This is a genomic window from Streptomyces sp. sk2.1 (assembly GCF_008120935.1).
GTDB lineage: Bacteria > Actinomycetota > Actinomycetes > Streptomycetales > Streptomycetaceae > Streptomyces.
This window is the reverse complement of record NZ_RDBO01000055.1, coordinates 111,938-131,907: the sequence shown is the minus strand read 5'-3', so window position 1 is coordinate 131,907 and position 19,970 is coordinate 111,938. Positions and strand designations below refer to the sequence as shown.

At 70.1% G+C, this 19,970-nt stretch carries 18 protein-coding genes, 1 tRNA gene and 1 pseudogene; 13 read left to right on the top strand and 7 right to left on the bottom strand.

The features are described 5' to 3' along the window. Positions 1-87: 87 nt before the first annotated feature. The 4 genes and pseudogenes from EAO76_RS46310 to EAO76_RS17825 all read left to right on the top strand — a co-directional run. Positions 88-228 (top strand): annotated as a pseudogene (locus tag EAO76_RS46310) (acyl-CoA dehydrogenase family protein); the annotation flags it as partial. Between the two features lie 101 nt (positions 229-329). Continuing rightward, on the top strand, positions 330-464 hold the full coding sequence (locus EAO76_RS45430) for a DLW-39 family protein (RefSeq protein WP_003958712.1): 135 nt from the start codon (positions 330-332) through the stop codon (positions 462-464). 224 nt (positions 465-688) lie between these two features. Then, positions 689-2,566: a VWA domain-containing protein gene (locus EAO76_RS17830; RefSeq protein WP_399462453.1), complete on the top strand. Its 1,878-nt coding sequence runs from the start codon at positions 689-691 to the stop codon at positions 2,564-2,566. After that, the gene (locus tag EAO76_RS17825; RefSeq protein WP_262375564.1) at positions 2,566-3,912 is read left to right on the top strand and encodes a hypothetical protein; all 1,347 of its coding nucleotides are present in this window, start codon (positions 2,566-2,568) and stop codon (positions 3,910-3,912) included. Before EAO76_RS17830 ends, EAO76_RS17825 begins: the two co-directional genes overlap by 1 nt. A gap of 63 nt (positions 3,913-3,975) precedes the next feature. On the opposite strand, the gene EAO76_RS17820 is transcribed toward EAO76_RS17825, so the two are convergent. Then, a complete protein-coding gene (locus EAO76_RS17820) occupies positions 3,976-5,355 on the bottom strand; it encodes a serine/threonine-protein kinase (protein ID WP_148836944.1) in 1,380 nt (459 codons plus the stop codon). Positions 5,356-5,455: 100 nt separating this feature from the next. Next, complete coding sequence (locus EAO76_RS17815) at positions 5,456-6,004, bottom strand: DNA-binding protein (RefSeq protein WP_148836943.1); 549 nt, start codon at positions 6,002-6,004, stop codon at positions 5,456-5,458. 170 nt (positions 6,005-6,174) lie between these two features. Between EAO76_RS17815 and EAO76_RS17810 the strand changes: the two genes are divergently transcribed. Continuing rightward, a tRNA-Ala gene (locus EAO76_RS17810) sits at positions 6,175-6,247 on the top strand. A 155-nt stretch (positions 6,248-6,402) separates the two neighbouring features. On the opposite strand, the gene EAO76_RS17805 is transcribed toward EAO76_RS17810, so the two are convergent. Next, entirely contained in the window at positions 6,403-7,113 is a 711-nt protein-coding gene (locus EAO76_RS17805) for a DUF5324 family protein (protein ID WP_148836942.1), read from the bottom strand. A gap of 542 nt (positions 7,114-7,655) precedes the next feature. On the opposite strand from EAO76_RS17805, the gene EAO76_RS17800 reads away from it, so the two are divergent. Further along, entirely contained in the window at positions 7,656-8,183 is a 528-nt protein-coding gene (locus EAO76_RS17800) for a peptidylprolyl isomerase (protein WP_148836941.1), read from the top strand. A gap of 169 nt (positions 8,184-8,352) precedes the next feature. Next, positions 8,353-9,252 carry a rhomboid family intramembrane serine protease gene (locus EAO76_RS17795; protein ID WP_148837376.1) on the top strand — a complete coding sequence of 300 codons (900 nt, stop codon included), beginning with the start codon at positions 8,353-8,355 and terminating at the stop codon, positions 9,250-9,252. 434 nt (positions 9,253-9,686) lie between these two features. Here EAO76_RS17795 and crgA read toward each other — a convergent pair whose 3' ends face one another. Then, a complete protein-coding gene (gene crgA / locus EAO76_RS17790; protein WP_148836940.1) occupies positions 9,687-9,941 on the bottom strand; it encodes a cell division protein CrgA in 255 nt (84 codons plus the stop codon). Positions 9,942-10,082: 141 nt separating this feature from the next. Between crgA and EAO76_RS17785 the strand changes: the two genes are divergently transcribed. From EAO76_RS17785 to EAO76_RS17760, 6 genes are read left to right on the top strand one after another with little or no spacing between them, the layout of a single operon-like run. After that, positions 10,083-10,850 (top strand): DUF881 domain-containing protein, encoded by a 768-nt coding sequence (locus EAO76_RS17785; RefSeq protein ID WP_148836939.1) that lies wholly within the window; start codon positions 10,083-10,085, stop codon positions 10,848-10,850. 45 nt (positions 10,851-10,895) lie between these two features. Further along, on the top strand, positions 10,896-11,591 hold the full coding sequence (locus tag EAO76_RS17780; protein WP_148836938.1) for a class E sortase: 696 nt from the start codon (positions 10,896-10,898) through the stop codon (positions 11,589-11,591). Between the two features lie 57 nt (positions 11,592-11,648). Further along, positions 11,649-11,831 (top strand): hypothetical protein, encoded by a 183-nt coding sequence (locus EAO76_RS17775; RefSeq protein ID WP_148836937.1) that lies wholly within the window; start codon positions 11,649-11,651, stop codon positions 11,829-11,831. Further along, complete coding sequence (locus EAO76_RS17770; RefSeq protein WP_148836936.1) at positions 11,828-12,466, top strand: aminodeoxychorismate/anthranilate synthase component II; 639 nt, start codon at positions 11,828-11,830, stop codon at positions 12,464-12,466. Before EAO76_RS17775 ends, EAO76_RS17770 begins: the two co-directional genes overlap by 4 nt. Further along, positions 12,463-13,956, top strand: coding sequence for a class E sortase (locus EAO76_RS17765; RefSeq protein WP_148836935.1), 1,494 nt, complete (start codon positions 12,463-12,465; stop codon positions 13,954-13,956). The genes EAO76_RS17770 and EAO76_RS17765 overlap by 4 nt, the downstream gene beginning before the upstream one ends. Positions 13,957-13,983: 27 nt before the next feature. After that, positions 13,984-14,712: a class E sortase gene (locus EAO76_RS17760; protein ID WP_148836934.1), complete on the top strand. Its 729-nt coding sequence runs from the start codon at positions 13,984-13,986 to the stop codon at positions 14,710-14,712. Positions 14,713-14,956: 244 nt separating this feature from the next. Here EAO76_RS17760 and pknB read toward each other — a convergent pair whose 3' ends face one another. The 3 genes from pknB to EAO76_RS17740 all read right to left on the bottom strand — a co-directional run bounded on the left by pknB (position 14,957) and on the right by EAO76_RS17740 (position 19,967). After that, positions 14,957-16,936, bottom strand: coding sequence for a Stk1 family PASTA domain-containing Ser/Thr kinase (gene pknB / locus EAO76_RS17755; RefSeq protein ID WP_148836933.1), 1,980 nt, complete (start codon positions 16,934-16,936; stop codon positions 14,957-14,959). Positions 16,937-17,103: 167 nt separating this feature from the next. Further along, complete coding sequence (locus EAO76_RS17745) at positions 17,104-18,561, bottom strand: penicillin-binding protein 2 (protein WP_148836932.1); 1,458 nt, start codon at positions 18,559-18,561, stop codon at positions 17,104-17,106. Continuing rightward, the gene (locus tag EAO76_RS17740; protein WP_148836931.1) at positions 18,558-19,967 is read right to left on the bottom strand and encodes an FtsW/RodA/SpoVE family cell cycle protein; all 1,410 of its coding nucleotides are present in this window, start codon (positions 19,965-19,967) and stop codon (positions 18,558-18,560) included. The genes EAO76_RS17745 and EAO76_RS17740 overlap by 4 nt, the downstream gene beginning before the upstream one ends. Positions 19,968-19,970 lie beyond the last annotated feature (3 nt).

Sequence of the window (19,970 nt, the reverse complement as noted above, 5' to 3'; positions counted from 1 at the left end):
CCCGGGAGCAGTTCGACCGGCCGATCGGCGGCTTCCAGCTCACCCAGGCCAAGCTCGCGGACATGGCCGTGGAACTGCACAAGGGCATCCCGGGAGCAGTTCGACCGGCCGATCGGCGGCTTCCAGCTCACCCAGGCCAAGCTCGCGGACATGGCCGTGGAACTGCACAAGGGCATCCTGCTCGCCCACCACCTGGGGCGGGCGGTCCCCGGAAGATCGCTTTCCCCGGGGCGCCAGTTGGGCCGCGGGGAGGTCACCGGTTGATATCGGTCGGTGTGTATAGTCGGGCGGCAGAAGTCCCCTACGTCAAGGAAAGACGAGGTCGCGCGGTGAAGAAGCTTCTCCTGGTCGCACTGGCCGCCATCGGCGGGCTCCTCGTGTACCGCCAGATCCAGGCGGATCGCGCCGAGCAGGATCTGTGGACGGAGGCGACTGACTCCGTGCCCGCAGGTTCGGGTGTGTGAGACAAGAACAGCCTGATTGCGGGCCCCGGTCGCTGAGCGGCCGGGGCTTCGTGCTGTTGCGGGACCGTGACGCCCGTGTTCTTGAGTTCACCCAAGCAAATCAATAAGTTGCTTGAGCAAAACAACTGGGTTTTCGGTCGAGGGGGCACGGGGTGGAGACACGGGACCGGTGGAGGGGGCGCCGTCGTCGCGGCGCGGTCGCGGGGGTGTGGACCGGGGCGGCGCTGCTCGCCCTGGGGACGGGGGTGCCGCCGGCCGCGGCCGCACCCGCGGGCGGCGCGTTCGCGGCCCCGGCGGCGTCCGGGGCCGACGGCCCGTCCGGCAGCCTGGTCATGGTCCTCGACTCGTCCGGCTCCATGGCGGACGACGACGGCACGGGGCGCACCCGGATGGAGAGCGCCCGCAAGGCCGTCGGCACCGTCGTCGACGGCCTCCCCGACGGATATCCGACCGGACTGCGGGTGTACGGCGCCGACCGGGCCCGCGGTTGTACGGACACCAGGCTCGTGCGGCCGGTGCGCGAACTCGACCGGGCGGCCGTGAAGCGGGCCGTGGCGGCCGTGCGGCCCAAGGGGGACACTCCCATCGGCCTGTCGCTGCAGAAGGCCGCCGAGGACCTTCCGGAGCCCTCGGGCGGGGCCGTCGGCACCCGCACGATCCTGCTGGTCTCCGACGGCGAGGACAACTGCGGTGCGCCGGAGCCCTGCGAGGTCGCCGAGCGGCTCGGCAAGGAGGGGGTCGGGCTGCGGATCGACACGGTGGGCTTCCAGGTGAGGGGCGCCGCCCGCGAACAGCTCGAATGCGTCGCGGCCGCGGGCAACGGCCGCTACTACGACGCCCCGGACGCGGCCGCCCTGGCCCGGCAGCTGCAACGGGCGGCGCAACTCTCCGCGGACGGCTACCGGTTGCGGGGCGAGCGGATCGAGGGGGCGGCGACCCGGGAGAAGGCGCCCGCCCTCGTGCCCGGGCAGTACCTGGACACCATCGGGCCGGGCGAGACCCGGTACTACGCGGCCGAGTTGGACGCCGTCTCGACGGCGGACTTCTCGGCGACGGCGGTGCCGCAGCCCGGAACGGCCGTCGACATGTTCGACGTGCTGCGCACCACCGTCGTGCACGACGCCGACGGCTTCTGCCAGTCGGAGAACGCGAACTTCCCGCGGCCGGACGAGGGCGCGACCCCGCTGACCTCGGCGGTGGCCCGTATCCCTTCGGAGAAGGGAGGGGGAACCTGCGACCGGGCCGGCCGGTACTGGCTGAAGGTCGAGCGGGAGACCAGGAACAACCCGGACGCCGCGCGCTGGCCGCTCGAAATCGTCCACGGGGTGGAGGCGCCGCTGCGGAAGGGGGTCACCCCCGCCCAGTCGCGGCCGGAGTACGGCGAGGGCGGCGAGGACGCCGTGCTGCCCACCGGCGAGCCCGAGGACGTGCGGGGCGGCACCGGCTTCAACGACGCGAGGAGGATCGGCCGAGGAGTGTGGCGCGACCGGATCCTTCCGGCGCAGACCCTCTGGTACAAGGTCCCGGTCGGCTGGGGCCAGCAGGTGCGCTACGACGTGGAGTTCGCGAACGAGCCCACGGTGGGGCGGATGGCCACCACGTACTCGTACGGGGCGAGCCGGCTGTTCACGCCCGCCCGGTTCCCGGTCTCCGGGGGCGGCGAGTTCAGCCCGACGACGCTGTACAGCGGGCGTCCCGCGGTGATCCGGATGGGAGGCGTGCCGGTCGCCTGGACCAATCGCTACGAGTACCCCTCCGCGGTCCGTCCCGTGCACATAGGGGGCGACTTCTACATCTCGGTGACGCTGGGGTCGCAGGCCGCGGAGATCGCGGAGAACCCGCAGATCGGGCTGGTGCTGCGGGTGTCGGTGCTCGGGGACGAGCTGGCCGGTCCCGAGCACAACGCACCCGTCGCGGCCAAGAAGCCGGACAAGGAGGGCAATTCGACCGGCGCCGGAGACAGCGGCGGTACGGGCGGGGCAGGATGGACCGGCATTGCGGCCGCTGTCGGGGCGGGCGCCGCGGTGGTGGTGGCCGTGGGGTTCGTGTTCGTGCGCGGGCGTCGCGGACGGGCCGCACGGACGACGAGGGGAAGCGCGTGATGAGGCAGCGCAACAGGGGCCGGGTGGCGCTGGCCGCGGTCGCGGCGATGTGCGCGGCGGCGGCGCTGCCGGGGCAGGCGTACGCGGCCGGGGAGGCCGGCGCGTACGCCTTCGACCCCGGGGCGAAGAAGATCGACGGTGCGGAGGTCAGCACCGAGGCCCCGGCGCTGACCTCCGGATTGGTGTACCGGAGCTCGATCAAGCCCGGTGAGAAGCTCTACTACCGCCTGAACCTCGACGCGAAGACGAACGCCTACGTCTCGGCGGTCGCGGTGCCCGAGGGCGGCGGCCAGGTCGCCTACGGGGACGGCATCACGGTCAGCATCCGGGACAGCGCGGACCTGCGGTGCAGCTCGGAGGACGCGCGGTTCGAGTCGGCGGAGTTCCCGCGTCCGATCGCGGCGTACGCCCACCGGCTCATGGAGAAGGGCAGCAGCACCTGCCAGGAGGCCGGGACGTACAACGTCCTGATCGAGCGGGAGAGCAAGGCGACGTCGACCCCCGACGCGTGGGAGCTGGAGCTGCGCTACGCGTCGGAGCCGCAGCTGAAGTCGGCCGGTTCGATGCCGACCGACGCGCCGGACGACTGGCCGTCGGCCTCCCCCGTGCCGCCCACCGCCGCCCCGCAGAAACGGTCGGGCGGCACCAGCTACTACGACGCGACCGGCCTGGACACCGGCGAGTGGCAGGAGAAGGACGGCATCCGGCCCGGGCAGACCCTCTTCTACCGGATTCCGGTGGACTGGGGGCAGCAGGTCTTCGCCACCGCCGACCTGAGCAACAACAACGCCTCGGACGAGTACGTCAGCAGCGCGCTCACGATGTCCCTGGACAACCCGGCGCACGGCCACGTCGACTCCGCGTCGCCGCTGTCGTACTCCGGGAAGCCCGCGTCCGTGTCGCTGGACCCGCTGCCCCCGGTGGCGTACGAGAACCGCTACGACTCGGACGGGAGCGTCGGCGCCATGCGGTTCGCCGGTTGGTACTACCTCTCGGTGACGCTCAACCCGAAGATCGCGAAGGCCTACGGCGACAAGGCGATTCCGCTGACCCTCAGGATCAAGGTCGAGGGGAAGGCCGAGGAGTCGCCCTACACCGGGGACGCCGGTCCCTTCTCGGTCACGCAGGACGACAGGGACATGGCGAGGGACGGCAAGAGCACTCCCCAGGCCGCCGACAGCGACCGGATGAAGCTGATCGGGGCGGCCGGGATCGGCACGGGGTCGGTGCTGGTGCTCGGGCTCGGCGTGTGGACGCTGCTGGCGCGGCGCCGCGCGACGGCCGTCCCGGCCGCCCCGGCCGGAGACGGGCAGTCGCCGTACGGGAGCCCGCCGCAGACCTGGTAGCCGGCCGTGTCCGACCCGGGCCGTCCCGCCCTCGGCGGGCAGGCCCGGGTCGGGCGAAGGGCCTCAGCTCCGGGTCAGCGCCCAGATGCCCACCGCGAAGCAGATCAACGCCACCACCAGGATCGGGACCGCCACCTTCAGGGGCGGTCCCGGCCGCTTCTGCGGGGCGTGCGCGGGCGCGGGTGCGGGCACTGCGGAGTGCGGGGAGGTGCCGGGCGCGGGGACCTGCGGCTGCCCGGCGGTGTACGCCCGGGTGGCCACCGGGTCGTGACGCACGGCGGACGTGGGGGCCTGCGAGAACTCCGACGCGGACGAGGCGTAGGAGGGAGTCGGGTGAGGCTGCTGGACCTGTTGAGGCTGCTGGACCTGCTGGGGCGGCGGTGTGGGCTGCTGCGGGGGCGGCGGGAGATGGAAGCTGCCCGTCTCCGACATCGAGACCGGGGGCTGGGCGTAGGACTGCCCGCTCACCGGCCCCTGCTGGGCGGACCGGCCGTCCTGCGGGCCCGGTATGCCCTGTGCGCCCTGCGGCCCCTGTGCGCCCTGCTGCTCCTGCGCGGGGGCGGTGACCGGTCCGGACGGGCCGAACCCCTCGGGCAGCGGCCCGAGTTGGTCGAAGACCTCGACGGGCTCGTCGTCGGGGTCGGGCTCGGGCAGCATCTCGACCGCGGCCGTCAGCGCCTTGCGCGCGCCCGTCGCGGTACGGAAGCGGGCCTGCGGGTCCGGCTGCAGCAGCCCTGCCAGGACCTGCCACAGCGGTTCGGGAATCCCTTCCGGGGCCCCCGGGGTGCCGTGCGCGGCGAAGTGCTCGACGAGTGCCTGGGCGTCGGGCTTCTTCCCCTGGAGCAGGTACAGCGCGACGAGCCCGACCGCGAACAGGTCCGCGGGGAAGTCGGGTTCCGCACCCATCATCTGCTCGGGGGCGAAGTAACCGGGCGTCCCCACCACGTAGTTGGTCTCGGTGAGCCGGGGCTCGCCCTTGCGCATGGAGATGCCGAAGTCGGACAGCCGCAGATGCGGGCGGCCGGTACCGGTCGCCTCCATCAGGATGTTGGCCGGTTTGATGTCCCGGTGCACGACGCCCTCCGCGTGCACCGTGGACAGCCCCGACAGCAGCTGGTCGAGGAGGGTGCAGACGAAACGGGGAGGCAACGGCCCGTAGTCGCCGATGACATGGGCCAGCGAACCGCCGCTCACCAGGTCCATGGTGAACAGGACCTTGTCGTCGTCGGCGGCCCAGCTGGCCGGGGCGAGCACGTGCGGGTGCTCGATCCGCAGCGCCTGTTCGCGCACGAAGCGCAGCAGTGTGTGCGCGTCGCTCTGCTGGAGGACCTTGGCCGCCACGTAACGGCGGCGCCGGTGGTCCCAGGCACGCCAGACGGCGCCGACCCCACCACGTCCGATCGGATCGATCAGTTCGTACCGACCGGCGAAGACCTCACCCATTGCGCTGTGCCCGCTCCCAGTTCCCGTTTCGGTCCCACGACGTCCGGTCCCACGACCGGTTCTTCGGAGGCATTGCCCGGCCCGATCCGGGCGGACGGTCCTAGCTCTGGTGCCCCTCGTAGTGCGCCACCGCGTCCGCGGTGCGCCCCGCGCCGTACACCCTGAGGAACTCTGCCAGTTCGGGATGGGTCGGGGCGAGGGAGTCGGCGGCGTCGATGATGTCGCCGGCCGCCGCGACCGATCGCAGCAGCGACTGGATCTCGCGGACCACGCGCCGGACGGTGGGGGCGCCGCCGGTGTGGGAGGTCTGGCCCGTGCTGGTGAGGACGGAGCCGCCCTGGGACTTCTTGATCTCCTCCATGCGGTCGGTGGCCTCGCCCGCGCTGACGCTGCCGTCCGCGACCTGGCCGGCCAGCTCCTGGAGCGCCTGGACGCGCTGGACGACCGCGGGGTTGCCGATCTTCGCCCGCTGGCCGCTCATCAGCTGGGAGAGCATGGGGGCGGACAGCCCGAGGACGGCGGCGAGCCGGGCCTGGTTCAGACCGAGGTCGTCTATCAGCCGGCGGAAGAGTGCGCCGAGGGGCTCCCCGTACCAACTGCGCTGAAGTTCCCTGGCTCTTGCGGTGGCCTCTTGCTGCGCTGCGTCCATGGCGTCTCCCCTTCGCTGCGGCTTCGCTGCTGCGAACCTCGTCGAGCATCTTACGGAGAGTGGTCGCCGACCGGGAGTCCCTATCCTTTTGCAGGAATGCGGGGGGTACCCGGTACTGTGGTTCTGCGGCGGTGGCCAGGATGCCGGAGCGTCCGGTGCTGTCCTTTTTCGGGGCCTTAGCTCAGTTGGTAGAGCGCTGCCTTTGCAAGGCAGATGTCAGGAGTTCGAATCTCCTAGGCTCCACTCGTCGAAACCCCCTCCTCCTGTGGAAACGCAGGAGGAGGGGGTTTCGTGCGTTGAAGGGCGAAGCCGTGCCCACAAGAACCCGGGGTCCTGTGGACAACGGCTCCGGCGGGCACGGCTCCTTATGGGTACGGCTTCGGCGTGACGGGGGCGGATCAGCGGCGGTCGTCCGGGCCGCCGGTCCCGTTGCCCTCGTCCTCGGCCCGCTCGGTACGGGCGTCGGGGTCGAGCGGGGCCGGGCCGCTGCCGTCGACCGAGGTCAGCGGCGGCCGGTCGGAGACCTCCGTGGGGGCGGGCGGTTCGACCAGCCAGTCGGGGTTGGCCTGCTTGTCCCACCACCGCCAGGCGGCGTAGGCGACGCCCGCCACGATGCCGACCACGACGAAGCCCTTGAAGAGCCGCCCGGCCCGCGCCCGCCGCTCGTGCTTCCTGGCCAGCTGCCGGATCTCCTGCGCGGTGACCTGCCCGCGCAGCGCCGCCAGCGCGGCGGCGCTGCGGGCCGTCGCCTCCTCGGCCATGGGCTGGGCGACGGCCATCGCGTGCTCGACGCGCGGCACGGTGTAGTCCGCCGCGGTGCGGGCGGCCCGCCGGGTGTGCAGGGCCGCGCGCCGGCCGACCTCGTCGACCTTGGGGGGTACGTGGGTGAGGGCCATCTCGATACGGGGGGCGAGATGCGCGTCGTACTGGACACGGGCCTGATGAGCCGCCTTGGACACCTTCGGCGCGAGCCGGGTGCGGGCCTCGTGCGCGAGGTGTGCGGCCTGGTCCTTGGCCGTTTCGGCGTAGGGCGCCACCACTTCCGCGGCGTGCTGCACGCTGTCCTTCGCCGAGTCGGTTGCGGCGCGCACGCTGTCGATGCGGGTCACGGGATCCTCCTCCTTGGTGGCGGGTGGTACTCCGCCTTTCCACCCATTCCGAGATCATGCCCGCCGGATTCCGGTACGGCATGCGGGGCGGGCATCCGGGGCATCCGGGGTGTCCGGGACATCCGGGTCACTGGAAATGCCTTCGGGCCATGCGGTGCAAGGGGAGCCTGATGCCGACAATGCCATGGTTCGATCCGGTCCGCGCCGCTTCGTCACGCACTTGGCCGCATTCGTCGCGGCAGGGAAGTCGCGGCAGGGGAGCGGCGAGGAAGCGGCAGGGGCGGTGTGCCGATGCCGCGACGGGGCGGAGAGAGCCGGTCGTGCCCGCGACTCCATACGGGGCGCGGAATCGGGCAGGGAGGTGAGCGCGGCGCCCCGTCGGCGGCGGTCGGGCGACGGGGCGGGTGGTCCGTGCGAGGATCGGAACGTCACCGAGGACCGGGCGGTGAACGGTGGACGTCGGGGCCGTGCGGTGAACGGCACGGACGCCCCGGACGCCACCGACGGCTTGCACGTCACCGAAGACTTACGGAAGGCAGATCGTGGCCGAGAAGCTTTACGCCACCTTGAAGACCAACCAGGGCGACATCGAGATCGAGCTGCTGCCGAACCATGCGCCCAAGACGGTCAAGAACTTCGTCGAGCTCGCCAAGGGCGAGCGGGAGTGGACGCACCCCGAGACCGGAAAGAAGTCGACGGACAAGCTGTACGACGGCACCGTCTTCCACCGCGTCATCGGCGGCTTCATGATCCAGGGCGGTGACCCGCTGGGCAACGGCACCGGTGGCCCGGGGTACGAGTTCGCCGACGAGTTCCACCCCGACCTCGCCTTCACCAAGCCGTACCTGCTGGCCATGGCCAACGCGGGTCCGGGCACCAACGGCTCGCAGTTCTTCGTGACCGTGGCGCCGACCGCCTGGCTGACCGGCAAGCACACCATCTTCGGCCAGGTCACCGACGACGCGAGCAAGAAGGTCGTGGACGCCATCGCCGCCACCCGGACCAACCCCCGCACGGACCGTCCGGTGAACGACGTCGTGATCGAGTCGGTCGTCATCGAGACCCGCTGATCGCCGCGGGTCATCTGATGATCACGCTCTGATCATCCTTTCGGGAACCAAACGCCCTGCTCGTCCGTACTTGTTGCAGAGCGGTACTTGTTGTGTACCGGGGCGAGCAGGGCGGCGTCGTGCGTGCCGCCGCGCAGAGGACCGAAGGGACCGGGAAGCCATGGGACCGATGGACCAGCAGCCGCCGGGGGGCCCGGACCCGTCCGCCGCGGAGGGCGCGCTCGGCTGCTATCGCCACCCCGGCCGCGAGGCGAACGTCCGCTGCACCCGGTGCGAGCGCCCGATCTGCCCCGAGTGCATGGTCGACGCCTCGGTCGGCTTCCAGTGCCCGGACTGCGTCCGCCAGGGATCGGGTACGGGGCACGGCCCGGCCGCCAACCGGCCGCGCACCGTCGCGGGCGGCAGCATCACGACCGATCCCCGCCTCGTCACCAAGGTCCTCCTCGGCCTCAACGTCGCCGTGTACCTCGCGGTGCTGGTGAAGGGCGACGCGCTGGTCGAGGAGCTGATGCTGCTCGGCCGGGCCACGACCCATTTCGGCGGCCCGCTGGAGGGCGTGGCCGAGGGCCAGTGGTACCGGCTGGTGACGTCGATGTTCCTGCACCAGGAGATGTGGCACATCCTGTTCAACATGCTGGGCCTGTGGTGGCTCGGCGGCCCGCTGGAAGCGGCGCTCGGCCGCGCCCGCTACCTCGCGCTCTATCTGATCTCCGGACTGGCGGGCGGTGCCCTCACCTACTGGCTCTCCGCGCCCGTGCAGGGCTCGCTGGGTGCCTCCGGAGCGATCTTCGGCCTGCTGGGTGCCACCGCCGTGCTGATGCGCCGGCTCAACTACGACATGCGTCCGGTCCTCGTGCTCCTCGCGGTGAACCTGGTCATCACGTTCAACCCCTGGGGTGGAATCGCCTGGCAGGCGCATGTCGGCGGCCTGATCGCGGGCACGCTGATCGCGATCGGCATGGTGCACGCCCCCCGGGAGCGGCGCGATCTGGTGCAGTACGGCACCTGTGCCCTCGTCCTGGCGGCCGTGGTTTTCGTCGTCGTCGCCAGAACGGCCGCGCTGACCTGAGCGGACCGCCGCGCGGAGGTCCGCGCGGGAGGCCCGCGCCGGATCCGGCAGCTGTGCGGGCGGGGCCGTGCGGGCGGAGCTCCGCAGGACAGGGGCTGTGCGGGCCGGGGGCTGTGGCTGCCCGGATCAGGCTCCTGGTCGTCCGGATCGGACCAGTTGTGATCGTCTGTGGCGGGAGTTGTCCACAGCGGGTGCCGGATCTTGTGCATTCTGTGGGAACAGCTGTGCCCCTTGTCGCTGAGCTGGGTTTTTCCAGCAGGGACAAGGGGCGCTCTCTCCTCCGGGGGAGAGACTGCAGTCACATCGGCGTCAACAGCCGGAGGGTTATCCACAGATCGTCTGACCTTTTCCCCTGCCTGTGGATAACGCTGTGGGTAACTCGGGGCAAGGGTTGCGGGAGCGGGCCCCGCCGTGCGGTCAGACGCGGGAGGGCGCTACTTCCACTGCGTGGAGACGCCGAAGCCACCGGCGATGAAGCCGAAGCCGACGACGATGTTCCAGTTGCCCAGCGAGTCGATGGGCAGGTCGCCGTCGGTCACGTAGAAGACGACGATCCAGGCCAGGCCGATCAGGAAGAGCGCCAGCATCACGGGCGCGACCCAGCTGCGGCTGGTCAGCTTTATGTTGGTTGCCTGCTTCGCCGGAGGGGGCGTGAAGTCGGCCTTCTTGCGGATACGTGACTTCGGCACGAGGAACTCTCCTGTCGATGCGCTGCGTGACCGCGCAGGGAACTGTGGCTGGCAGCCGGGGCTGGCGCGAGGGGGACTGCTGCCTCCCCCGGGCGTCCGTTAGCGTAGTGCTTCCGTGGCGCCTAAGGAGATAAGGGTACGTTGAGCAATTCTGCCGACTCTCCCCAAGGGCCGGTCCGGCGCACCTTCCGGCACCCGGCCAGAGTGCTCACCGCCGGCGTCTTCGCCCTGGCCGGGCTGATCTTCGTCACCAGCGCCAATACGGCCAAGGGCACCAATATCCGCACCGACTCCTCGCTGCTCAAGCTCTCGGACCTCATCCAGCAGCGCAGCGAGAAGAACGCCCGGCTGGACGAGACCACCGCATCCGTGCGCGATGACATCGACGCCCTGGCCCGGCGCGACGACGGCAGCACCGAGGCGGAGGACGCCCGGCTCAAGGAGCTCGAACGGGCCGCGGGCACCACGAAGCTCACCGGCCGGTCGGTGTCGGTCACCCTCGACGACGCCCCGCCCGACGCCACCGCCGGCCCCGGCTACCCCGACCCGCAGCCCAATGACCTGGTCATCCACCAGCAGGACCTGCAGGCGGTCGTCAACGCCCTCTGGCAGGGCGGTGCCAAGGGCATCCAGGTCATGGACCAGCGGCTGATCTCCACGAGCGCGGTGCGCTGCGTCGGCAACACCCTGATCCTCCAGGGCCGGGTCTACTCCCCGCCGTACAAGATCACCGCGATCGGCGACCCGGGCAGGCTCAAGCAGGCGCTCAACGACTCCCCGGCGATCAACAACTACCTGCTGTACGTCAAGGCGTACGGGCTCGGCTGGAAAGTGGACGAGCACGATGCGGTGACTCTTCCCGGCTACTCGGGCACAGTGGACCTCCACCACGCGGAGCCCATGAAGTAGCGAGTGGCTCCCGTGAAGTAGCGAGCAGCTGGGGAGGCCGACCCGGTGCCGGTGCGACTGGTCGTCAGGACGTTCAGCGAGCTCTGCATCACCGTCGGCGCGCTCATCGTGCTCTTCGTGGTGTACGTGCTGTTCTGGACCGGGGTGAAGGCCGCGGACGCGACCGGGGAGGAGCTCGACGCCCTGCGCGGCCAGTGGGAGCGGACGGCTCCCGTGCCCGGAGCACGGCCCGCCCCGGAGTCGTCCAAGCCCCCCGCACCCGCCGCGTACCGGGACGGCAAGCCGTTCGCGATGCTGTACATACCGCGCTTCGGCAAGGGCTGGGAATGGCCCGTCCTGGAGAACACCGAGGTCAGGACCCTGCAGAAAGGTCTCGGCCACTACCGGGGCACCGCCCGTCCGGGAGGGACGGGGAACTTCGCGGTGGCCGGACACCGCCGCACGTACGGTGACCCGTTCAAGGACTTCCCGAGACTGCGCCGGGGCGACGCGGTCCTGCTGACGGACGGGACGACGTGGTTCACGTACCGGATCGAGAAACCGCCCCACCGGACCGTGCCGAGCGACACCGGGGTCATCGCCCCGGTCCCCCGCGGATCCGGCTTCGACGGGCCCGGCCGCTATCTGACACTGACCACCTGCGACCCCGAGTGGGGCAGCAGCCACCGGCTCATCGCCTGGGCGCACCTCGACGCCACCCAGCCCGTCGCGGAAGGCAGACCGGCGGCTTTCCACAGCTGACCCACGCTCGTGCCGCGGCCCTTTAGTCTGGTTCCCGTACCGAATGGAGGGGACAGCATGTATGGCTGGATCTGGCGGCATCTGCCGGGCAACACGTGGGTGCGCGCGCTCATCTCGCTCGTACTGGTGCTGGGGGTCGTCTATGTGCTCTTCCAGTACGTCTTCCCATGGGCGGAACCCCTGCTCCCGTTCGGTGACGTGACAGTCGACGGCTCGACAGGGACGGAGGGCGGCCAGTGAGCGCCCGCATCCTCGTGGTGGACAACTACGACAGCTTCGTCTTCAACCTCGTCCAGTACCTCTATCAGCTCGGTGCCGAGTGCGAGGTGCTGCGCAACGACGAGGTGACGACGGCGCACGCCCAGGACGGCTTCGACGGCGTCCTGCTGTCGCCCGGCCCCGGTGCCCCGGAGCAGGCGGGCGTCTGCATCGAGATGGTCCGCCACTGCGCGGCGACGGGCGTCCCGGTCTTCGGGGTCTGCCTGGGGATGCAGTCGATGGCGGTGGCCTACGGCGGCGTGGTGGACCGTGCCCCGGAGCTGCTGCACGGCAAGACCTCGTCGGTGACGCACGAGGGCGTGGGGGTCTTCGCCGGCCTGCCGTCCCCCTTCACCGCGACCCGCTACCACTCGCTCGCCGCCGAGCCCGGCACCGTACCGCCGGAGCTGGAAGTGACGGCGCGCACGGCCGACGGCATCATCATGGGGCTGCGCCACCGCGAACTGGCGGTGGAAGGCGTGCAGTTCCACCCGGAGTCGGTGCTGACCGAGTACGGGCACCTGATGCTGGCCAACTGGCTGGTGCAGTGCGGTGACACCGGAGCCGTCGCGAGGTCGGCGGGGCTCGCGCCGGTGGTGGGCAAGGCCGTCGCGTGACCCCCCTCCGCCCCGAACACGAAGCAGGACAGGACGGCCCGTACGAGCAGGGAACGTACGAGGCCGCGGGCGTGTTCGAGGCGGCGGTCGACCGGCTGGCGGATCCGCTGAACGATCCGTTGCCCGGGCAGCATGCCTCGCCGTGGTTCAGGGCGGACAACATCCGTCCCGAGGAGGCCGCGGCACCGGAGGCCGGACGGGGGCGGCACCGGAATCCGGCCCCGCAGCAGTGGTCCGGGGCGGGGCCGGACCCCGGGGCGCAGCCGTCCGGGCCGCCACCGGCGGCACGGGAGGCACGGGGCGGCCCCGAGAGCGTCCCGAACGAGTGGTACGACTCCCAGGGGTTCGAACGGGACTGGTACGGGCGGCAGGGCCCCGCGTCGGCGCCCGCGCCCGTTCCGGTGCCCCCGGCCCGGTCCGATCCCTCCCCCTCCTACCCGGACCCCTTCCCGGCCGATGACGGGACGGCCGTCCTGCGGACCGTCCACGAGCCGGACCCTTTTCCGGCCGACGACAAAACGGCCGTCCTGCCGGTCATCGACGGAGTGGGCGCCGGCCCGGACCCGGTGCTGCCGAAGGGCACGGGGGGCACGGAGGGCTTCGAGGACCCCGAGCAGGGCCTTGAGGAGCCGGGGACGGGCTCCGGGGACACGCCTCCGGAACCGCTCCCCGGAGGCCGTGCCGAACGTCGCCGTGCGGCCAAGGGACGCGGCCGCCGCCGTGCCGACGCACCGGCACGGACGTCCTCGCCGGCCGCGGCGCAGCCAGACAGGCCGATGTCACGGGTCGAGGCACGGCGTGCGGCACGCGCGGCCAAGGACAGCCCGGCCGTGGTCGCCAGCCGGTTCACCGGTGAACTGTTCATCACGCTCGGCGTGCTGATGCTGCTGTTCGTCACCTACCAGCTGTGGTGGACGAACGTGCGTGCGAACCAGTACGCGGGCAAGGAGACGAACAAGATCCAGGACGACTGGGCCAAGGGCGACCGCAACCCCGGGGTCTTCGAGGCGGGCCAGGGGTTCGCCATCATCCACATCCCCAAGCTGGACGTGGTCGCCCCGATCGCCGAGGGCATCAGCAAGGAGAAGGTCCTCGACCGGGGCATGGTCGGCCACTACAGCGAGGGCTCGCTCCGCACCGCGATGCCGTCGGCCGACAAGGGCAACTTCGCCCTGGCCGGCCACCGCAACACGCACGGCGAGCCGTTCCGCTACGTCAACCGGCTGGAGCCCGGCGACCCGATCGTGGTGGAGACGCAGGACGCGTACTACACGTACGAGATGGCGAAGATCCTGCCGCAGACGTCGCCGTCCAACGTCTCGGTGATCGATCCGGTGCCGGCCGGTTCCGGATTCACCAAGCCGGGCCGGTACATCACTCTGACGACCTGTACGCCGGAATTCACGAGTACGTACCGTTTGATCGTCTGGGGCAAGATGGTCGACGAACGACCGCGCAGCAAGGGGAAGCCCGACGCGCTCGTGGGCTGAATCATCATCACGACAGGGACGGGTGCGGTGACAGCTAGGACCGAGGACGAAGAGCGGGTCGACGAGTCCACGCCCCTTCCCCGGCGCAGGGGCCGCCATCCCGTCGCGACCGCGGTCAGCGTCTTCGGTGAACTGCTGATCACCGCGGGCCTGGTGCTGGGGCTCTTCGTCGCCTACTCCCTCTGGTGGACCAATGTGCTCGCCGATCGCGAGGCCACCAAGCAGGGCGAAACCGTCCGCGACCGCTGGGCGGGCGGACCGGGTGCGCTGGACACCAAGGACGGCATCGGGTTCCTGCACGTCCCGTCGATGAAGAACGGCGAGGTCCTGGTCAAGAAGGGCACCGACACCGAGAACCTCAACAACGGCATCGCGGGCTACTACACGGAGCCGGTGAAGTCGGCCCTCCCGTGGGACGAGAAGGGCAACTTCACCCTGGCGGCACACCGTGACGGGCACGGCGCCAAGTTCCACAACATCGACAAGCTGCGGACCGGGGACGCGATCGTCTTCGAGACCAGGGACACCTGGTACGTCTACAAGGTCTTCAAGGAGCTTCCCGAGACGTCGAAGTACAACGTCGACGTCCTGCAGCCGGTGCCGAAGGGCTCGGGCGCGAAGAAGTCCGGCCGCTACATCACGCTGACGACCTGCACGCCGGTCTACACGTCGAAGTACCGCTACATCGTGTGGGGCGAACTGGTCCGTACCGAGAAGGTGGACAACGACCGCACGAAGCCGGCGGAACTGCGCTAGCCGATCCGCCGCTCCACCGAGAAGGGCCCGAAGCCGCGACCACCGTGTGCGGCTTCGGGCCTTCGTGCGTGCTGCCGGAGCCACGGCCGCCCACCGGCCGGGTGGGCCCATCGGCCGGGAGGGACCGGAGACGGACAGGGGCGCCAGGGCGGGAGCACGACAGGAGCGGAAGGGCCGGGGGACGGCAAAGGGCCCCGGTCACCGTGAGGTGCCGGGGCCCGATGGCGGTCGGTGCGGGGCGGTATCAGTGCTTCCGCGAGCCGGACGGTCCGCCGAAGATGTTGCCGTCCCCACCGCCCGGCATGGTCTGGACGTTGACCGCGCTGTTCTTGTCGACCTGCTGGTTCACACCGGGCTGGAAGCCGAAGACCTTCGCGTTGTCGTCACCGGGACCCTGGACCTGACCGAGCTGCAGACCCGCCTGGGCCAGCAGGGCCTTCGCCTCCGCGAGGGTCTTGCCCTGCAGGTCGGGCACCGTGGCCTTCTCCGGCTGCTGCGGCCCCTTGGAGACCTTCAGGACGATCTGCACGTCCTTGGCCTGCTTGCCGGCCCCCGGGGTCTGCTCGATCACCGTGTTCGCCGGCTGGTCGGAGTCGACGTCGGTGCGCGAGATGTTGGTGAACCCGATGCCCCTGAGCTGGGCCTCGGCCGCCTCGTACGTACGGGTGCGGACGTCCGGGAGGTCCAGGGTGGCCTCCTTGGCCACCGTGATCGTGACCTCGGAGTTCCGCTCGGCCTTCGAGTTCCCCTCGGGGCTCTGCTCGATGACCGTACCCGCGGTCTTCTCGGACTCGACCGCCTTGACGGTCACCGTGAAGCCCTTGGCCTCCAGGTCCTTGCGGGCGGTCGCCTCCGTCTTCTCGACGACGTCCGGGACCTCGACCTTCGGTGCTCCGGTGGAGACGACGACCGTGATGGTCTCCTTCTCCTCCATCGTGCTGCCGGGCTCCGGGGTCTGGCTGCAGATCTTGCCCTTGTCCTGCTCCTCGCAGGGCTCGCGCGAGCCGATCTTCAGGATGATGTTGGCGCTGTCGGCGAGTTTCTGCGCCCGGTCCACGGTCGTGCCGACCATGTTCGGCGCGTCGATCTCGCCGCTGCTCTTGGTGTCGCTGAACACCGCCCGGCCGATCAGGATCGCCCCGATCAGCACCAGGATGCCCGCGACGACCAGCAGGATCGTCGAGGTGTTGTTCTTCTTCTGCCGGCGCCGGTCGGGCCGGTCGTCGTAGCCGTAGCCGCCGTCGTCCGGGTTGACCGGCGGCAGCATGGACGTGGCCGCGCCGTTCGGGTCGGTGGCGTGCAGCGCGGTGGTGGGCTGGTCGTTGCCGTAACCGTCGTAGCCGCCGTAACCGGCCGCGCCCATCGCCGCGGTGGCGGCGACCGGCTGGCCGTCGAGGCAGGCCTCGATGTCGGCGCGCATCTCGTCGGCCGACTGGTAGCGGTAGTCGGGGTCCTTGACCAGGGCCTTCAACACGATCGCGTCCATCTCGGGCGTGATCTCGGGGTCGAAGTTGCTGGGCTTCTGCGGCTCTTCCCGCACGTGCTGGTAGGCGACCGCGACGGGTGAGTCCCCGATGAAGGGCGGCCGGACCGTCAGCAGTTCGTAGAGCAGGCAGCCGGTCGAGTACAGGTCGGAGCGCGCGTCGACCTGCTCGCCCTTGGCCTGCTCCGGGGAGAGGTACTGGGCAGTGCCGATGACGGCGGCGGTCTGGGTCATCGTCATGCCGGAGTCGCCCATGGCGCGGGCGATGCCGAAGTCCATGACCTTGACCTGACCGGTGCGCGTCAGCATGACGTTCGCCGGCTTGATGTCCCGGTGGACGATGCCCGCGCGGTGCGAGTACTCCAGCGCCTGGAGGATGCCGACGGTCATCTCCAGGGTGCGCTCGGGCAGCAACTTGCGGCCGGAGTGCAGGAGTTCCCTGAGCGTCGACCCGTCGACGTACTCCATGACGATGTACGGGATGGAGACCCCGTCGACGTAGTCCTCGCCGGTGTCGTAGACGGCGACGATCGCCGGGTGGTTGAGCGAGGCGGCGGACTGGGCCTCACGGCGGAACCGGGCCTGGAAGGACGGGTCGCGGGCCAGGTCGGCCCGCAGCGTCTTCACGGCTACGGTGCGGCCGAGCCGGGTGTCGTGTGCGAGGTAGACCTCGGCCATGCCACCACGGCCGAGCACCGAGCCCAGCTCGTACCGGCCGCCGAGGCGACGCGGCTCTTCCATAACTGTTCCAGCCCTCTCCGTCAGTCCCGACCGCACCGGTGCGCGGCCCGGCGGTGTGCTGCTCGCACATACGCTACCGGCCACGCACTACCTGATCGGGCGGAAGTCCGGACTCGATATCCGACCGGTATCCCAATGTGCAGGTATGCCACCCGATGTGATGGGCATCACTTCTTGCTGTCGATGACCGCCTCCATCACGGCCTTGGCGATCGGCGCGGCCAGACCGCCACCGGAGATGTCGTCACGGTTGGCCTGGCCGTCCTCGACGACGACGGCGACGGCGACCGGGGAGCCGCTGTCGGTCTTGGCGTACGAGATGAACCATGCGTACGGCTTCTCGCTGTTGTTGAGGCCGTGCTGGGCGGTACCGGTCTTGCCGCCGACGGTGACGCCGTTGATCTGCGCGTTGCGGCCGGTGCCGGTCTCGACGACGGTCTCCATCATCTGCTGGAGCTTCTGCGCGTTCTCACCGGAGAGGGGCTGGCTGAACTGCTCCTTCTCGTGGGTGTAGATCGCGTCCAGGTTGGGGGCCTGGCGCTCGGCGACCATGTACGGCTGCATCAGCTTGCCGTCGTTGGCGATCGCGGCGGCGACCATGGCCATCTGGAGCGGGGTGGCGCGGTTGGACGCCTGGCCGATGCCGGCCATGGCGTTCTGCGGACGGTTGTCCTTGGGGTAGACGCTGGCGTCGGCGCGGACCGGGGTGAAGATCTCCTCGTTGAAGCCGAACTTGTCGGCCTGGTCGATCATCTTCTGGTTGCCCAGGTCGTCGCTGATCTTGCCGAAGACGGTGTTGCAGGACCACCGCAGCGCTTCCCGGAGCGAGGCGTTCTCGCAGGGGATGGTGCCCTCGTTGTCGAGGTCCTGGGTCGAGAGGGGAAGCCGCCAGGGGAGCGGCGACTTCGTCTTCGCGTCGATGTCGGTGTACAGCCCGTTCTCCAGCGCCGCGGCGGCGGTGACGACCTTGAAGGTCGAGCCGGGCGGGTAGGTCTCGCGCAATGCCCGGTTGAACATCGGCTTGTCCTTGTCCTTCAGGAGCTTCTCCCAGGCCTTGCTGTCCTTGTCGGAGTTGCCCGCGAAGACCGAGGGGTCGTACGACGGGGTGCTCACCAGGGTCAGGATGGCGCCGGTCTGCGGGTCGAGGGCGACGGCGGCGCCCTTCTTGCCGTTGAGCCCCTTGAACGCGGCCTTCTGCGCGGCGCCGTTCAGCGTGGTGACGATGTTGCCGCCCTGCTTCTTGTCGCCGGTGAACATCGACAGGGTGCGGTCGAAGAAGAGCTGGTCGTCGTTGCCGGTGAGGATGCCGTCCTCCAGCTTCTCCAGCTGTGAGGCGTCGAAGGCCTGCGAGGAGTAGCCGGTGACGGGGGCCCACATGGGGCCGTCCTTCCAGACCCGCTTGTACTTGAAGTCGCTGCTCTTGGTCTCGACGGACCCGGTGACGGGGTTGCCGTCGACGATGATGTTGCCGCGCTCGTGCGCGTAGCGCTCGATCCGGACGCGGCGGTTCTCGTCACGCTTGTTCAGCTCGTCGGCTCGGACGTACTGGAGGTAGTTGGTGCGCACGAGCAGGGCGAGGATGAGGACGCCGCAGAAGATCGCGATTCGGCGCAGGGGCTTGTTCACGGTCGGACCACCTGGGTCATCTCGGCATCGGGGGACGGCGCGGGTGCCGGGGCGGGGCGGCGTGCGGTGTCGCTGATCCTGATCAGGATGGCGATCAGCGCCCAGTTGGCCAGCACGGACGAACCGCCGTACGCGAGGAACGGCATCGTCATGCCACTGAGCGGAATGAGGCCCATGACACCGCCGGCGACCACGAAGATCTGGATCGCGAAGGCCCCGGACAGCCCGACGGCGAGCAGCTTGCCGAAGGGGTCACGGGCGGCGAGCGCCGTGCGGATGCCCCGCTCGATGATCAGGCCGTAGATCAGCAGGACGGCCATCATCCCGGCCAGGCCCAGCTCCTCGGCGACGGTGGAGAGGATGAAGTCGGCGTTGGCGGCGAACATGATCAGGTCCGAGTGGCCCTGGCCCAGCCCGGAGCCGAGGGTGCCGCCGGCACCGAAGGACATCAGCGACTGGGCGATCTGGTCGCTCTGCGCCATCGTGGCCTTGGCGAACGGGTCGAGCCAGGCGTTCACACGCTGCTGCACGTGGGACTCGAAGGACGCCACACCGACTGCGCCCGCCGCAGACATCAGCAGACCGAAGACGATCCAGCTGGTCCGCTCGGTGGCGACGTACAACATCACGACGAAGAGGCCGAAGAAGAGCAGCGAGGTGCCGAGGTCGGTCTCGAAGACCAGGATCAGGATCGACAGGGCCCAGATGGTGATGATCGGACCGAGGTCGCGGCCACGCGGCAGGTACATACCCATGAAACGGCGACTGGCCAGCGCCAGGGCGTCACGTTTCACCATGAGATAGCCGGAGAAGAACACCGCGATCAGGATCTTGGCGAACTCTCCCGGCTGGATGGTGAACGGGCCGAGGCTGATCCAGATCTTCGCGCCGTTCACCGCCGGGAAGAACATCGGCAGGACCAGCAGGACCAGCGCCACGGCCATCGAGATGTAGGTGTAGCGCTGGAGGATGCGGTGGTCCTTGAGGATGATCAGCACGGCGACGAAGAAGGCGACACCGATCGCCGAGTAGAGCAACTGCTTGGGGGCGTCGGGGCTGTACTTCCCGTACGCGAACTCCGCGCGCTGGATCAGTCGCTGTGACTGGTCCAGCCGCCAGATCAGCACCAGCCCCAGGCCGTTGAGCAGGGTTGCCAGAGGCAGCAGCAGCGGGTCCGCGTACGGGGCGAACTTGCGCACCACGAGGTGGGCGACGCCGCCGAGCAGGATGATTCCGGCGCCGTATCCGAACATGCCGGACGGAAGCTTGCCGTCGATGGCGAGCCCGACGTTGGCGTAGGCGAAGACCGAGATGGCGACGGCGAAGCCCATCATCATCAGCTCGGTGTTGCGGCGGCTCGGCGCGTCGATCGCGCCGATCGTGGTCGTGTTGGTGACAACGCTCATGGT

What these genes read in the sequence shown, in the direction of transcription:
- EAO76_RS17825 (WP_262375564.1), top strand. Translation starts at nt 2,566, where the DNA reads ATGAGGCAGCGCAACAGGGGCCGGGTGGCGCTGGCCGCGGTCGCGGCG.
- EAO76_RS17820 (WP_148836944.1), bottom strand. Translation starts at nt 5,355, where the DNA reads ATGGGTGAGGTCTTCGCCGGTCGGTACGAACTGATCGATCCGATCGGA.
- EAO76_RS17815 (WP_148836943.1), bottom strand. Translation starts at nt 6,004, where the DNA reads ATGGACGCAGCGCAGCAAGAGGCCACCGCAAGAGCCAGGGAACTTCAG.
- EAO76_RS17795 (WP_148837376.1), top strand. Translation starts at nt 8,353, where the DNA reads ATGGACCAGCAGCCGCCGGGGGGCCCGGACCCGTCCGCCGCGGAGGGC.
- EAO76_RS17775 (WP_148836937.1), top strand. Translation starts at nt 11,649, where the DNA reads ATGTATGGCTGGATCTGGCGGCATCTGCCGGGCAACACGTGGGTGCGC.
- pknB (WP_148836933.1), bottom strand. Translation starts at nt 16,936, where the DNA reads ATGGAAGAGCCGCGTCGCCTCGGCGGCCGGTACGAGCTGGGCTCGGTG.
- EAO76_RS17740 (WP_148836931.1), bottom strand. Translation starts at nt 19,967, where the DNA reads ATGAGCGTTGTCACCAACACGACCACGATCGGCGCGATCGACGCGCCG.